10 protein-coding genes and 3 pseudogenes are annotated in these 13,396 nt (G+C 73.3%); 5 read left to right on the forward strand and 8 right to left on the reverse strand.

What is annotated here, in order from left to right:
• Positions 1-58: 58 nt before the first annotated feature.
• Complete coding sequence (locus tag ACSNOC_RS24240) at positions 59-1,306, forward strand: GNAT family N-acetyltransferase (RefSeq protein ID WP_436749688.1); 1,248 nt, start codon at positions 59-61, stop codon at positions 1,304-1,306.
• A gap of 51 nt (positions 1,307-1,357) precedes the next feature.
• Here ACSNOC_RS24240 and ACSNOC_RS24245 read toward each other — a convergent pair whose 3' ends face one another.
• The gene (locus ACSNOC_RS24245) at positions 1,358-1,543 is read right to left on the reverse strand and encodes a hypothetical protein (protein ID WP_436749689.1); all 186 of its coding nucleotides are present in this window, start codon (positions 1,541-1,543) and stop codon (positions 1,358-1,360) included.
• A 154-nt stretch (positions 1,544-1,697) separates the two neighbouring features.
• Between ACSNOC_RS24245 and ACSNOC_RS24250 the strand changes: the two genes are divergently transcribed.
• The 3 genes and pseudogenes from ACSNOC_RS24250 to ACSNOC_RS24260 form a co-directional block, all read left to right on the forward strand.
• The gene (locus ACSNOC_RS24250; protein ID WP_436749690.1) at positions 1,698-2,564 is read left to right on the forward strand and encodes a GntR family transcriptional regulator; all 867 of its coding nucleotides are present in this window, start codon (positions 1,698-1,700) and stop codon (positions 2,562-2,564) included.
• Positions 2,565-3,257 carry an HAD family hydrolase gene (locus ACSNOC_RS24255; protein WP_436749691.1) on the forward strand — a complete coding sequence of 231 codons (693 nt, stop codon included), beginning with the start codon at positions 2,565-2,567 and terminating at the stop codon, positions 3,255-3,257. It abuts the gene before it with no gap.
• A 206-nt stretch (positions 3,258-3,463) separates the two neighbouring features.
• Positions 3,464-4,204 (forward strand): annotated as a pseudogene (locus ACSNOC_RS24260) (aminoglycoside phosphotransferase family protein); the annotation flags it as partial.
• A gap of 274 nt (positions 4,205-4,478) precedes the next feature.
• Here the strand turns inward: ACSNOC_RS24260 and ACSNOC_RS24265 are convergent.
• The 3 genes from ACSNOC_RS24265 to ACSNOC_RS24275 form a co-directional block, all read right to left on the reverse strand.
• Complete coding sequence (locus tag ACSNOC_RS24265) at positions 4,479-6,659, reverse strand: MMPL family transporter (RefSeq protein ID WP_436749692.1); 2,181 nt, start codon at positions 6,657-6,659, stop codon at positions 4,479-4,481.
• Between the two features lie 153 nt (positions 6,660-6,812).
• Positions 6,813-7,490 carry a response regulator gene (locus tag ACSNOC_RS24270; RefSeq protein ID WP_436749693.1) on the reverse strand — a complete coding sequence of 226 codons (678 nt, stop codon included), beginning with the start codon at positions 7,488-7,490 and terminating at the stop codon, positions 6,813-6,815.
• A gap of 32 nt (positions 7,491-7,522) precedes the next feature.
• On the reverse strand, positions 7,523-8,599 hold the full coding sequence (locus ACSNOC_RS24275) for a sensor histidine kinase (protein WP_436749694.1): 1,077 nt from the start codon (positions 8,597-8,599) through the stop codon (positions 7,523-7,525).
• Positions 8,600-8,719: 120 nt separating this feature from the next.
• Between ACSNOC_RS24275 and ACSNOC_RS24280 the strand changes: the two genes are divergently transcribed.
• Positions 8,720-9,136, forward strand: coding sequence for an ankyrin repeat domain-containing protein (locus tag ACSNOC_RS24280; protein WP_436749695.1), 417 nt, complete (start codon positions 8,720-8,722; stop codon positions 9,134-9,136).
• Positions 9,137-9,152: 16 nt separating this feature from the next.
• Here ACSNOC_RS24280 and ACSNOC_RS24285 read toward each other — a convergent pair.
• The 4 genes and pseudogenes from ACSNOC_RS24285 to ACSNOC_RS24300 form a co-directional block, all read right to left on the reverse strand.
• Positions 9,153-10,008 (reverse strand): annotated as a pseudogene (locus ACSNOC_RS24285) (MerR family transcriptional regulator).
• 21 nt (positions 10,009-10,029) lie between these two features.
• Positions 10,030-11,150: pseudogene (locus ACSNOC_RS24290) on the reverse strand (amidohydrolase family protein).
• A 2-nt stretch (positions 11,151-11,152) separates the two neighbouring features.
• Positions 11,153-12,475, reverse strand: coding sequence for a glutamine synthetase (locus tag ACSNOC_RS24295; protein ID WP_436749696.1), 1,323 nt, complete (start codon positions 12,473-12,475; stop codon positions 11,153-11,155).
• Positions 12,476-12,864: 389 nt separating this feature from the next.
• A complete protein-coding gene (locus ACSNOC_RS24300) occupies positions 12,865-12,993 on the reverse strand; it encodes a hypothetical protein (RefSeq protein WP_436749697.1) in 129 nt (42 codons plus the stop codon).
• Positions 12,994-13,396: the final 403 nt, after the last annotated feature.

Below are 13,396 nucleotides of genomic sequence, written 5' to 3' on the forward strand. Positions count from 1 at the left end.
GGTGGGCGGGGTGAAAACCCCTTGGCCCGGGGTCCGGCGGGGGACGTAGCCTCGGGGCATGGCCCTGAGCACTCGCTTCGTCAACGAGGACGCCGCCGACACCGACGCCTGGATACGGGCCGTCCACACCGGCTTCCTCAAGGCCGCCGAGCTCACTCAGGAGGACCTCGACGAGCGGCGGGCCAGGCAGGACTTCCAGCGGGCCCGGGGCGTGTTCGACGGGGACCGGTGCGTCGCCACCTTCCGCAGCTTCGATCAGCGGCTCACCGTCGTCGGCGGGGGCACCGTGGCGGCCAACGCCGTCTCGGCGGTGACCGTCACCGCCACGCACCGGCGGCGGGGGCTGCTCAGCGGGCTCATGGCCGCCGACCTCGCCGAGGCCAAGGAGCGCGGCGACGTGGTGGCGACGCTGGTGGCCGCCGAGTACCGGATCTACGGCCGGTTCGGCTTCGGGCCGGCCGCCGCGTACACCACCTGGCGGGTCGACGGCACGCGCACCGGGCTGGATCCGGGCTGGACGCTGCGGGAGAGCGAGGGCACGCTCGCGTTCATCGACGGGGCCGAGGTGCGCAAGACCGGACCGGAGCTGCACGAGCGGTTCCGGCGGACGCGGGCGGGCGCCATCGACCGCGACGCGGGGTTCTGGGAGCGGGCCACCGGGGAGGTCCGGTTCGACCTCCAGCCGTGGACGGAGCCGTTCCACGTGCTGTACCGCGACGCCCGCGGCGTGCCGCAGGGGCTGGTGACCTTCGCGGTGGACGGTCACTGGGAGGCGAGCATGCCGGGGAACACCGCCACCGTGCGCGGCCTGATCGCCACCTCACCGGCCGCCGAGGCCACGCTGTGGCGGTTCCTGCTGTCCGTCGACTGGGTGACGGCGGTGGACACCGGCCGGGCCGCCCCGGACTCGCCGCTCACGCTGCTGCTGCCCGACGCCAGGTCCGCCGCCGTCCGCGAGCACGCGGACTTCCTGTGGCTGCGCCCGCTGGACGTTCCCCGGATGCTGGCCGCGCGCGCCTTCGCCGCCGAGGGCGAGCTGGTGCTCGGCGTGCGCGATCCGCAGGGGCTGGCCGGGGGCCGGTTCCTGCTCAACGCCTCGCCGCAGGGCGCGAGTTGTGCCGCCACGAGCCGCGAGCCCGATCTCGTGCTCGACTGCGGGACGCTCGCCCGCCTCTACCTCGGCGAGACCTCCGCGACGCGGCTGACGGACGCCGGGTGGATCGAGGAGCGGACAGCGGGGGCGGCGGCCCGTGCGGATCTGCTGTTCCACACGGGTCGCCGCCCTTGGTGCCCCGACATCTTCTGATTTTCAGATCTGATCCGACGGCGAAAAACCGGCGGTCGTGGCCGAAACGACTCAGAGGCCGCCGACCAGCAGCGTGACCAACACCGTCGTGCCCACGCAGGTGCAGGTGTAGTTCCGCTTCCGCATCCCCGTCCGCAGAATCAGCAGGCCGATCAGGCCCGGCAGCCCGAACTGGATCTCTACCGCCCGCTCAACCGCGATGCCGAGGGCAGCCACGGTAATCGTGGAGACGAGCATGACCCCTCCTCACATCACGTCAACTTCGCTGAAGTCTGGGAAAGTTGGCCAAGTTGGCAACCAACTATATGCTTGTTTTCCCCAGTTGGCGGCAGCCGGGAAACGTCCTCATATCAACGTTCCGCATCTGGCCGAAAGTTGTATGGTGTGAGCCGTGAGTGAGGAGATCGCCCCGGACAGCGAGCCCCCGCACCCAACGGGTGACCTGCTCTCTTCGGACCACATCGCCGGCGTGCTGCGCGACCGCATACGCTCGGGCGAGCTTCCGATGCACGCGAAGCTGCCCACCCAGCGCGCCCTGGTCGAGGAATTCGGCGTCAACCGGACCATCGTCCGGCAGGCCCTGGCCATCCTGGAGCGCGAGGGATACGTCAGCACCCGCGGGCGCGGCGCTCCGGCCCTGGTCAGCGCGCCGATGGCGGACGCCCCCCGCCCGGCGGGCGTCGAGGTGGCCGACCGCATCGCCCTCGCGTTCCAGGCCGACGACATCTCCATCGACGCCTTCTGTCTCACCACCGAGACACTCAACTCGGCACTGGCCGCCCCCCTGATCGCCATCTCGGCGGGCGAACTGGCCCCCGTCTCCATCTCCGTCCGGGTCCTGCTGCCCAGCCCGGACGCCCCGCTGGCCTACCCCCGGCTCGTCTCCGACCCGGCCGACCGCCGCCCGCTGGCCCGGCTGCGGCAGCTCACGCGCACGTTCTCGACCTCTTTGCGCCACCAGCTCACCTCGCTGGCCGAGATGCGGCTCGTCCCGAAGGTCAACGTGGAGATCCGCAGCGTCCCCATCACCCCGGTGCAGAAGCTGTATCTGCTCAACGGCACCGAGGTGCTGACCGCGTACTACCAGGTCGTGCCGCGTGTCGTGGAGTACGAGCGGGAGCAGTTGGAGATCTACGACGTGCTCGGGCTCAACTCAAAGGTGTTCCGTTCCTCCTCGGACACCGCGTTTGTTGAAGAGTCACACCTGTGGTTCGAGTCCCTCTGGTCAACGCTGGCCCAACCGCTCACACTCGGTTAGATGAGGAGACTCATCGGTAACGCCAACTGTGTTCTCTTCGACTTCGACGGCCCTGTCTGCCATCTCTTCGCCGTCAGGACCGCCGAGTCCATCGCGCACCGGCTGCGCGCGCTGGCCGGGGAGCTGTCCGTATCGGCCCTGCTCTCCGCCGAGTTACGGACCTCCCCCGACCCGCACCAGGTGCTGCGCGGCATCGCCCGGCGCCGCCCCGGCGCCCTGGTCGTCCAGCGCCTGGAGGCGGCGCTGACCAGCGAGGAGGTCTCGGCCGCCGCCACCGCGCACCCGACGCCGTACGCCGCCGCGCTGATCGCCGCCCTCTCCACCCGCGGGCGGCAGGTCGCCATCGCCACCAACAACTCGCCGCTGGCCGCCGAGACATACCTGCGCCGCCACAAACTGTCCGGCTACGTGGGCGGCCGGGTCCACGGCAGGACCGGCGACATCGCGCTGCTCAAACCCCACCCCGACTCGCTGCTGCGCGCCCTGGCCTCGACCAGAACACCCGCGCACCGCGCGCTGATGATCGGCGACAGCGTCGCCGACCTCGCCGCGGCCACGGCGGCCGGCGTGCCGTTCATCGGCTACGCGCCCGACGAGGCGGCGGCGGATCGGCTCGCGGACGCCGGCGCGCGGCATGTCGTGCGCTCCCTCGAGCAGGTGCTCACGGCGCTCGTCACCCCCTCCTTCGGGTGAGACCTGCCCGATCGGGCCATCGGCAGCCGCACCCGTGCGGCGTACCGTGCTGTCACCCGTGACCAACCGCGGCACATCACGACCAACCACGAGCAACCACAAGTAATCCCACGCAACCAGACGCAACCCCGCACAACCCCCGACCCCTGACGAGCCAACCACGACCCGACCCAACCCAACCGACCCGCTGCCGGGAGGCCACCACCATGAGCCAACCGCTGCCTGCCCTCCGCGGGCACCACCGCATCTGGCAGATCCTGCGCGCGGAGGGCGAACTGGCGCCCCTGGGACGGCTGAAGGCCGGCCGCCCACGGCCCGGAGTCCACCGTTTCGATCCGCGCTGCTTCGACAACGAGGAAGACCTTCTCATCGAACTCGCCCTGCTGGGTGTGGAACGCATCGCCCCCGTCTACCGCGTCGGCCCCGGCGACCTCCGGGTGCACGGCTACATCGAGGGGGAGCCGCTGTCCGTTCCGCGCCCGCCGGGCACCGCACTCACCGACTTCGAACTCGACCAGCTCACCGCCCTGTTCGGGCGCCTGGCCACCGTGTCCCCGGCCGCGCTGACGCTGATGCACCGGTGCCCGGTGGGGCTGCGCCCGCGCACCAGCCGGGACTTCCTGCGCGGCCTGATCCGTTTCACCCGCCGCCGGGTGTGGGCCGTGCACCGCCCGGCGCTGCACGGCCTGTTCGCCGCGCTCGGCGTGGACCCCGGGGTGCTGGCCCCGGCCGGGCCGCTGGCCAGGGAGGCGGCGCTGCTGACCGACCGGCCGTTCTGCCTGCTCCACGCCGACCTGCACCGTGACAACCTCATCGTGGCGGAGTCGGACGGCATGCTGTGGACGATCGACTGGGAGCTGGCGCTGATCGGGGACCCGCTCTACGACCTGGCCACCCACCTGCACCTGATGCGGTATCCGCCCGCCCAGGAGCGGGAGATGCAGGCCCGGTGGGCGCGGGCGGTGGACGAGGTCCTGCCGGGCGCGGCGGCCGGTCTGTCGCGCGACCTGCCGCGTTATCTGGCGTACAAGCGCGTCCAGTCGGTGTTCACCGACGTCGTCCGGCAGGCGTACCTGGTGCGTTCGGCACCACCCGCCGAGCGGCCCGCCCACCTCGCCCGCGCCGGTGAGGCGGTGAGCGCCGTGCTGAGACGGGCCGCGCGCGTGCTGGGGCTGGGCCGGGTGCCCGGCCCCCGTGCTGTCGAGGCGGCGTACGCGGCGTTCAGCGCGTCACAGGCTCCCGCTCCCGGGTCCCGGGTGCGGACGTCCGCTCCAGCTCCACCCGCGGCAGCACCCTCGCCAGCGGCGCCGGCAGCCACCAGGCGTGCCGGCCCATCAGCCGCATGGCCGCGGGGACGATCAGGCAGCGGATGACGACCGCGTCCACGAAGATCGCCACCGCCATGCCGAAGCCGAACTGCTGGAGCATCCGCTCCGGGCTGAGCATGAAGGCGCCGAACACCACGATCATGATGGCGCCGGCGGCGGTGATCACCGAGCCGGTGTGGGCCAGGCCCTCCCGGACCGCGAGGGCGTGGTCCCTCGTCCGCTCCCACTCCTCGTGGATGCGGGAGACGAGGAAGATCTCGTAGTCCATGGAGAGGCCGAAGACGATGGCGAACATCATCACCGGCAGGTACGCCTCGATCGGGCCCGGCTCGACGCCGAAGGCGCCCTCCTGGAACACCAGGGTCACCGCGCCGAGCGCGGCGCCGATGCTGAGCAGGTTCAGCAGCGCGGCCTTGAGCGGGATGAGGACCGAGCGGAACACCGCCATGAGGAGCAGGACGGAGACGCCGACCACGATGGCGACGAACACCGGCATCCGCCGGGCGACCGTGTCCGAGTAGTCCTGCACGGCGGCGGTGGCACCGCCGACCAGGTACTCCGCGCCGGTCCGCGCGCCCAGCCGCGGCAGCACGTCGTCGCGCAGCGCGGAGACCAGGTCGGTGGTGGCCTCGTCCTGCGGCGGGGAGTCGGGGAACGCGATGACCGTGGCGACCTGTCCGTCCTCGGACGGCATGGGTCCGGTGGCCGCCGCCACGCCCGGCGTGTCGCCGAGGACGGCGGACGCCTCGGCCGCCGCCCGCTCGGCGCCGCCGCCACCGCCGCCGCCCTCGCCGCCGTTCGCGACGATGACCAGGGGGCCGTTGAAGCCAGGGCCGAAGCCCTCGGAGAGCAGGTCGTACGCCTTGCGGCTGGTGGAGCCGGCCGGGTCGTTGCCCGCGTCGGCGAAGCCGAGCCGCAGGCCGAGCGCGGGCGCGGCCAGCGCGCCGAGGGCGGTGACGGCCAGCAGCAGCGCGGCCAGCGGGCGGCGCTGCACGGCGGTGCCGACGCGCCGCCACGCCGTGCCCTCCGGCGCCCGGCCCTTCGCGGCGCGCCGCGCGGCCCGCGCCGTGAACTGGCGGGCGAACCGCTTCCCGAAGACGCCCAGCAGCGCGGGCAGCAGCGTCAGCGAGGCCAGCATGGTGACCAGCACGGTCAGCGCCACGGACAGCGCGATGCCCTGGAGCGAGCCGAGGCCGAGGGCGACGAGGCCGAGCAGCGCGACGATGACCGTGCAGCCCGCGAAGAACACGGTCCGGCCGGCGGCGTCCAGCGCGGCGACCGCCGCCCGCTCGGGCGGGGCGCCGGCCACCAGCTCGGTGCGGTAGCGGGCGAAGATCAGCAGCGCGTAGTCGATGCCGACACCGAGGCCGACCAGCATCATCACGTACGGCGTGTAGTCCGCGATGGTGAAGGCGTGCGAGGCGAGCACGATGACGCCGAGTGTCGAGCCGACCGCGAACACGGCCGTGATGACCGGCAGCCCGGCCGCGATGATGGTGCCGAACATGAAGACGAGGATCACCAGGGCCGCGAGGATGCCCGCGCCCTCGGCCGCGCCGCCCTCGCCCTCCGCGAGCAGCCGGGCCGCGTCGCCGCCCAGCTCGACCTGGAGACCGTCGCCCCGCGCCTGGCGGGCGGTGTCGAGGATGCGTTCGGTGTCCGGCCTCGTCATCTGCTCCGACGGCACGTCCAGCACGACGGTGGCGTAGCCGACGGTGCCGTCCCGCGAGACGGCCGCCGCGTCGTCGTACGGGCTGCTGACCCCGGCGACCCGGGGCAGCCCGGCCACGTCCGCCAGCGCGCGCTCGACGCGCTGCCGGACGACCGGGTCGTCCAGGCCGTCCGCGTCGTGCAGCACGATCTCGACCGTGTCCCCGGCCTGCCGGGAGTCGTGCTCTTCGAGCAGGTCGGCGGCCTGCTGGGACTCGGTGCCGGGCAGCGAGTAGTCCTCGCGGTAGTCGTCACCCGCCACGGACGCGGCGGCCCAGACCCCGACGAGCACGGTGAGCCAGAGCGTGAGGGCGAGCCACCGGCGCCGGTACGCGAAGCCGGCGAGGCGCGCGAAGACGGTCATGGAGTGCCTCCGAAAGTCGTACGACCGCGTCAGGCCCCCTACGGTCGGCGGTCGGCACGCCCCCGCGCATCGGCCGCCGGAGGACACCTGAGTACCCCGGACGTCGCGCCCCCACGCGGCCGGACTACACCCCTGGTGGTACGGCCGGGCCGGTCAGCCGAGCCACCCGGGCGTGATCAGGCCGCTCTCGTACGCCAGGATCACCAGCTGCGCCCGGTCGCGCACGCCGAGCTTGGTCATGACGCGGCTGACGTGCGTCTTGGCCGTGGCCGGGCTGAGCACCAGCCGCCGGGCGATCTCGTCGTTGGTCAGCCCGGCGCCGACCAGCTCCATCACCTCGCGCTCGCGCTCGGTGAGCGCGTTCAGCCGGGGACTCGGATCGGGCTGCCGGGCCCGCCCGGCGAACTCCGCGATGAGCCGCCGCGTCACGGCCGGCGCGATCAGCGCGTCGCCGCGCGCGCAGACGCGGATGGCGTGCAGCAGCTCCATCGGCTCGGTGTCCTTGACGAGAAACCCGGACGCCCCGGCGCGCAGCGCGCCGTACACGTAGTCGTCGACGTCGAAGGTGGTCAGCACGACGACCCGCACGCCCGCCAGCCGCTCGTCCGAGACGATCCGCCGGGTGGCGGCGAGCCCGTCCTCCTCGGGCATGCGGATGTCCATGAGCACGACCTGGGGCCGCAACTCCCCCGCCAGCCGCACGGCTTCGGCACCGGTGGCCGCCTCGCCGACGACTTCGAGATCGTCCTCGTCGTCGATGATGGACCGGAACCCGGCCCTGACGAGCCGCTGATCATCAGCGAGCAGAACGGAGATACGCGGCACGACCATGCGCCCCAGCGTAGGCCCACGCCGCCGCCCGCTCAGCGGGCCGGCAGGGGGAGGCGGGCCGTCACGCGGAAGCCCGACTCCGTGGTGGTGGCGGTGAGGTCGCCGCCCAGGGCGCGGGCCCGTTCGCGCATGCCCGTGATGCCGCTGCCCTCCGGGGCCGTCGTGCCGTGGCCGTTGTCCTCGACGCGCAGGCGGAGTTCGTCCGGGGCGTAGGTCACGGTGATCGACGCCCGGGTCGCCCGCGCGTGGCGGGTGATGTTGGTCAGGGACTCCTGGACGATCCGGTACGCCGCCAGGGAGATGTTCGGCGGGAGGACCGGGGGGTCGCCCGTCGTCCCGAGGTGGATGCTCAGGCCGGTGGCGGCGGCCCGGTCGGCCAGTTCGCCGAGGCGGTCCAGACCGGCCGCCGGGGACGTGGGAGCCTCCTCGTCCACCTGCCGCAACACCCCGAGCGTGGCGCGCAGTTCGCGCAGGGCCTCCTTGCTCGTGTCCCGGACGAACTCCAGCGCCGTGACCAACTCCGCCGTCTCGCCCGGCCGTTTGGCGCTGCGGTGCACGGCGGCCCCGGCCTGGACGCTGATCAGGGAGAGGCTGTGGCCCAGCACGTCGTGGATCTCGCGGGCGATCCGCAGCCGCTCGGCGGTGGCCGACTGCCGCGCCGCCTCGTGCTGGTACGCCTCCCTGACCCGCACCGCGTGGCCGAACGCGATCACGCTCAGGAACCAGCCGCTGAGCAGCATGATCGCCATGTTGTCGACGTCCCGGCGGTGGTTGTCGACGGCGAACTCGCCGTAGCCGACGCCCAGCATGACCCCCACGGCCAGGGCCACGGCGACGGCGAGCCGGTCGTTCCTGGCGACCGTGTAGAGGGCGACGATGAAGCAGATCATCGGCGTCGCGCCGTCCGCCACCGTCACCGGGTAGTACACCGCCGCGATCAGGATGGTCAGCAGGGCCACCGGCAGGGGCCACCGCTCCCGCAGCCCGAGGGCCACCCAGGCCAGCGCGACCAGGGTCCAGCCCAGCGCCACGGTCCGCGCGTCGGTGTCCACGGTCCGGAACGGCAGCGAGGCGATGTCGCCGACCAGGACGGCACCGGCCAGCAACATCGCACGATCCACCCGGAATGCCCGCCGGATTGAGGGAATCATGGCAGCGAGAGTACGTAGGCTGGGGTGCACCCGATGCACCCGCTTGCGAAACCCCTCTCTCCCCAGGAGGACGTCCCCATGACCGGCCCGGAACCGGAGACCAACGAGCCCGCGCACGATCCAGAGGTGCTCCAGCTCGCGGCGAAGATCTTCGATCTGGCCCGGCACGGGGACGCCGCGACCGTCGCCGCCTACGTGGACGCGGGCGTGCCGCCGAACCTGAGCAACGACAAGGGCGACACGCTGCTGATGCTCGCCGCCTACCACGGGCACGCGGACACCGTCCGGGTCCTGCTCGAACGCGGCGCCGACGCGCGCCGGGGCAACGACAAGGGCCAGACCCCGATCGCCGGCGCGGTGTTCAAGGGCGAGGTCGAGGTGGTCCGCACCCTCCTCGCGGCGGGTGCGGACCCGGCGGCCGGGCAGCCGTCGGCGATCGACACGGCCCGGATGTTCGGCCGGACCGAGTTGCTCGACCTCTTCGGCGTGCAGTAGACGGGCGGGCGACGGATCAGACCGGAGCGACCGGCTCCTGCAGCTCCGTCACCCTCCCTCCTTGCCCGCCCGCGGGCAGGAGGGGCCCAGTCCCGCGCCTCGTCCGGGGTTTCGAGGTAGACCTCGCGGGCCATGCCCAGGGAGCGGTAGCCGTGCGTCTCCGTCCAGCGGGCGATGGTCTGGATGCCGGACAGCAGGCCGTCCACGGAGCCGCGGTGGACGACGGTCGCCGCGTTCTCCAGCGGGGGCAGGTCCACGACGGCGAAGCCGTACCCCGCGTCCGGTGCCACGGCGACCGGGATCCCGGCGTGGACCACGAGGCCCTCGCCGTCCGGCACCGGCTCGTAGTACGCGACGGCCGGGCCGGTCGCCGCCACCCCGGCCGCCTCCATGCGGCGTTCCAGCTCGACGTAGAGCGGCTCGATGACCGCGCCGATGTCCTCGTTGGTGTCCCTGGCCGCGATCCCGGTCAGCTCCGCGACGCGGACGGCCGGGACGCTCTTGAGCACCACTTCCTCGGTGGGCATGTGGCCCTCCCTCTCGATCGTCCGGAGTCTCGCCCCGACACCGGCCAGCCGCCGCGTGTCGGCCGCCACCCGCTCCGCCAGCTCGGCGCGCCGCAGCCGCAGCATGCCGTTGAGCTCCTCGGCGCTGACCTCCTCGTCCAGCAGGACGGCCACCTGCTGGAGGGTGAAGCCGAGGTCCTTGAGGGCGACGATGCGGTTCAGCCGGGCCAGCTGTCCGGCCTCGTACCGGCGGTACCCCGTGTGGGGGTCGGTGCGGGCCGGGCGCAGCAGCCCGATGGCGTCGTAGTACCGCAGCATGCGGACCGTCACGCGGCCGTGCCAGGCGAATTCCCCGATGGTGAACATGGTGCGTCCTACTCCACGGCCTCACACGGTGTCAGGGTCAAGCCCGTACAGCCGGCGTGCGTTCCCGGCGGATATCAGGGCCGCGACGCGCCCGGCGTCGGACGGCGACCACGAGCCGTCGGCGGTCCAGCGGCCCAGCACCCGGTCCAGCGCCTGCCGGAAGACGCGGGCGCCGACGAGGTACAGCTCGGGGAGGGCGTGGCGTCGGTCGAGAACAGCAGCTTGCCGAACGGCGTCAGCTCCAGCATCTCCGCCAGCACGGCCTCCGCGCGGGCCCCGGTGTGGGAGAGGGCCAGCCCGACATCGGCGTAGACGTGGGGGTGGACGGCGGCCAGGTAACCGGCCTGGCGGTGGTACGGGTAGCCGTGCAGCAGCACCAGGCGGCAGCCGGTCGGGCGGACGGCGCGGATGAAGTCCCCGAGCAGCAGCGGGTCGGCGCGGTGCAGGCGGAGGTCGGTGTCGCCGAAGCCGGTGTGGAGCTGGAGCGGCAGCCCGGTGCGGGCGGCCGACCACATCAGGTGGCGCAGGAGAACGGGGTCCGCGAGGCGGTGACGGTTCCCCCGCGCCAGCCAGCGGTCGGCCGCCGTCCACAGCTCGGCGGGCGCGGGCGGGCGGGGGTCGAGGTCGAGGCCGTACCGGTAGGCGGCGACGGACTTGAACGCGACGGCCGTGCGGGCCGCGTCCGTCACGGCGGCGTCGAGGGCGGTGAGGAACGCGTCGGTGGCGGGTGGCCCGGCGGCGGCGACGCGTTCGGCCAGGGTTTCGAGGCGGACGATCTCGCGGGCGGTGCCGCCACCGGCGTCCGCCAGCTCGGCCGGGGTGAGCAGGTCGCCGGGCAGGCCGGTGTCCACGAGGTAGGTGGCGATCCCGGCGGCCCGCAGCAGGCGGCGGGCGGTCTCCTCCGGGCCGAGGGCGCGGCGGCGGGCGAGGTACGCGGCAGGCGGGCAGTGCGGGTCGAGACCGAGGACGGGCGGGCACCAGCGGCGGAGGGCGAAGCCGAGTTGGGTGTCGAAGTAGCTGGTGCCGGGGGCGGCGGGGTCCCCGGCCTCGGTGAGGAGCAGCTCGAACGCGGCCGGATCGTCGTCGGCGGGCGGCCGGCGCAGCACGCCGTGGCAGTGGTGGTCGACCAGTTCGGCGTCCACCGTCAGTACCGGTCCCGGGTCGCGGCGGCGATCTCGTACGGGCTGGACGCGGCGAACAGCGCGGTCTCCGCCTGCCGCACGGCCAGGATCGCGCCGTACAGCTCCTCCCCCAGGGCCTCGCGGAGGACGGCGGAGCTCTCGAGGTGGTCGAGGGCGACGGGCAGGGAGGCGGGCAGCCGGGCGGGGGCGCCGGTCCGGGTGTGGGCGGGGTCGCCGCTGACGGGCAGCGGGAGCGTCAGCCCCTCCGCCACCCCGGCCAGACCGGCGGCGATGACGGAGCCGGTGACGAGGTAGGGGTTGGCGGCGCCGTCGAAGCACTTGATCTCGGCGTTGGCCGCGCCCTGGTCGTCGGGCGTGCCGGGGACGAACCGCAGGGCGGCCTCGCGGTTCTCCAGGCCCCAGCACTGGAAGACCCCGGCCCAGTGGGACGGCTTGAGCCGCAGGTAGCTGGCGGGGGTGGGGGCGCCGAGGGCGAGGAGGGCGGGCAGCTCGCGCAGGACACCGGCGAGGAACGCCTCGCAGACGGCGGTCATGCCGAACGGGCCGTCGCCGTCGCGGCACACGTTCTTGCCGCTCTGCCAGAGGCTGAGGTGCAGGTGGCGGCCGTTGCCGACGCCGTCGGGGTCCACGACGGGCGCGAACGTCGCGGCCAGCCCGTGCCGCACGGACACCGCCCGCACGGTCTCGCGGACGAGCACCGCGAGGTCGGCGGCGGCGACGGGGTCGGCGGGGGCGACGGACACCTCGAACTGGCCGGGCGCGTACTCCGGGTGGAGCTGCAGCGGCTCGATGCCCTGGGCGGTGAGGGCGGCGACGATCTCGTCGAGGTAGGCGGACAGCTCGACGAGGCGGGCCATGCCGTAGGCCGGACCGGTGCCCGCCGGTTCACCCGCTCGTGTGACCATCCATTCGGTTTCGAAGCCCATGCGCAGCTCGATGCCGTGGCCGTCGAGCGCCCGTTCCGCCTGACGGCGGGCGAACCGCCGCTGGCACGCCGGGTACGGCGCGCGGCTCTGCTCGTAGCGGTCGACGGGCGCCCACGCCCATCCGGGCTGGGCGGCCAGGGCGGTGAGCCGGTTCAGGTCGGGGACGAGCCGCAGGTCGCCGTCGGGGCCGCCGATGTGGGGGCTGGTGGTCATGGAGTCGTCCACGAGGTAGACGTCGAAGACCGGCGACATGCCCACACCGCGCTCGACGGTCTGCGCGAGGCGGCCGGTGGGCACGGTCTTGACCCGGGTGATGCCCGCGTTGTCCACCCAGGTGAGGGCGACCCCGTTCACCCCGGCGGCACCGAGCCGGGCCATGGCCTGCTGAGTCGGATCCATGCGGCCAGCCTGCCACGCGGGAGCGCCCCGGCGGATCAGGCCGGCACCGCCCACCGGCCGGCGCCATGGCGCCCCGTCAGCCACCGCCCACCCCGGCGGTGGTGACCGAGCGCGGCCCGCCGCACGCTGTCCCGGCACAGCGGGTTCGAGGAGATGAACAAGCGCACCCCCCAGTGCCGTCACAGGCCGCTTGCCGAAGATCGCCCCGTTGTGGAAGCCTGGTGGCGTGTTCAGCCTGCGCGAACACGGATGAAGGTCTGACGAGGACCTGACCCTGGCGGTACCCAAGGCCAGGCCCTCGCAGGGACCTTGGTGAGCCCGGCCGTCCAATCACCGGTCGGGCTTGCTACCTGGAGCAGCCCAGCCTCACGTCCGCACCCACCTCTCGTTCACATGACGAGCTGGTCCACGCAGGGGACGGCTGCAATCACCAAGCCGAGCACACCGATGATGACCGAAACGAAGTCATAGTTGATCTTGCGCGGGTGCTGGCGAGCCTTCTTGCTGAACCTGCCCATGTACTCCCTCCTGTCTCCTCCGAGTTCCCTGAAGATCAGGGCCACCGTCGGCTGGGGTGCCGACGGAGAAGCGGGGGAGGAGCAACCCAGGGGACCTGCTCAGCTTACGAACCGTCAGATGAAAACCTCATAAGAAATCCGTGGAGGCCGAGGAGCGCCGCAGGGGTGGAGGCAGCACTCGGGAGGGCGTTCCGGCACGCGCCGACAGTTCACCAGCCCGGCCGCGCGGTGCCGGGCGTGCTCACGGCAGCCCGGCAGTCGTAGGCACCGCGCGCCGCCAACCGGTCGCCGCCGAGACCGTGGACGCGGGCGCCGACAGTGGCGGGGCCTTGGGCGTGGCGGCGGGTCGGCGTGGCCGTTTTCCGTCAGGAGGCGGTGGTGCGGATCGGGCGGTCGTGGGTGG

Source organism: Streptomyces sp. URMC 129, from assembly GCF_051386415.1.
In the GTDB taxonomy this organism is placed as follows: Bacteria; Actinomycetota; Actinomycetes; order Streptomycetales; family Streptomycetaceae; genus Streptomyces.

Bases quoted from the DNA above. Each gene is read 5' to 3' on its own strand.
- ACSNOC_RS24245 (WP_436749689.1), bottom strand. From the start codon at position 1,543: ATGCTCGTCTCCACGATTACCGTGGCTGCCCTCGGCATCGCGGTTGAG.
- ACSNOC_RS24280 (WP_436749695.1), top strand. From the start codon at position 8,720: ATGACCGGCCCGGAACCGGAGACCAACGAGCCCGCGCACGATCCAGAG.
- ACSNOC_RS24270 (WP_436749693.1), bottom strand. From the start codon at position 7,490: ATGGTCGTGCCGCGTATCTCCGTTCTGCTCGCTGATGATCAGCGGCTC.
- ACSNOC_RS24255 (WP_436749691.1), top strand. From the start codon at position 2,565: ATGAGGAGACTCATCGGTAACGCCAACTGTGTTCTCTTCGACTTCGAC.
- ACSNOC_RS24295 (WP_436749696.1), bottom strand. From the start codon at position 12,475: ATGGATCCGACTCAGCAGGCCATGGCCCGGCTCGGTGCCGCCGGGGTG.
- ACSNOC_RS24275 (WP_436749694.1), bottom strand. From the start codon at position 8,599: ATGTTGCTGGCCGGTGCCGTCCTGGTCGGCGACATCGCCTCGCTGCCG.
- ACSNOC_RS24265 (WP_436749692.1), bottom strand. From the start codon at position 6,659: ATGACCGTCTTCGCGCGCCTCGCCGGCTTCGCGTACCGGCGCCGGTGG.
- ACSNOC_RS24240 (WP_436749688.1), top strand. From the start codon at position 59: ATGGCCCTGAGCACTCGCTTCGTCAACGAGGACGCCGCCGACACCGAC.
- ACSNOC_RS24300 (WP_436749697.1), bottom strand. From the start codon at position 12,993: ATGGGCAGGTTCAGCAAGAAGGCTCGCCAGCACCCGCGCAAGATCAAC.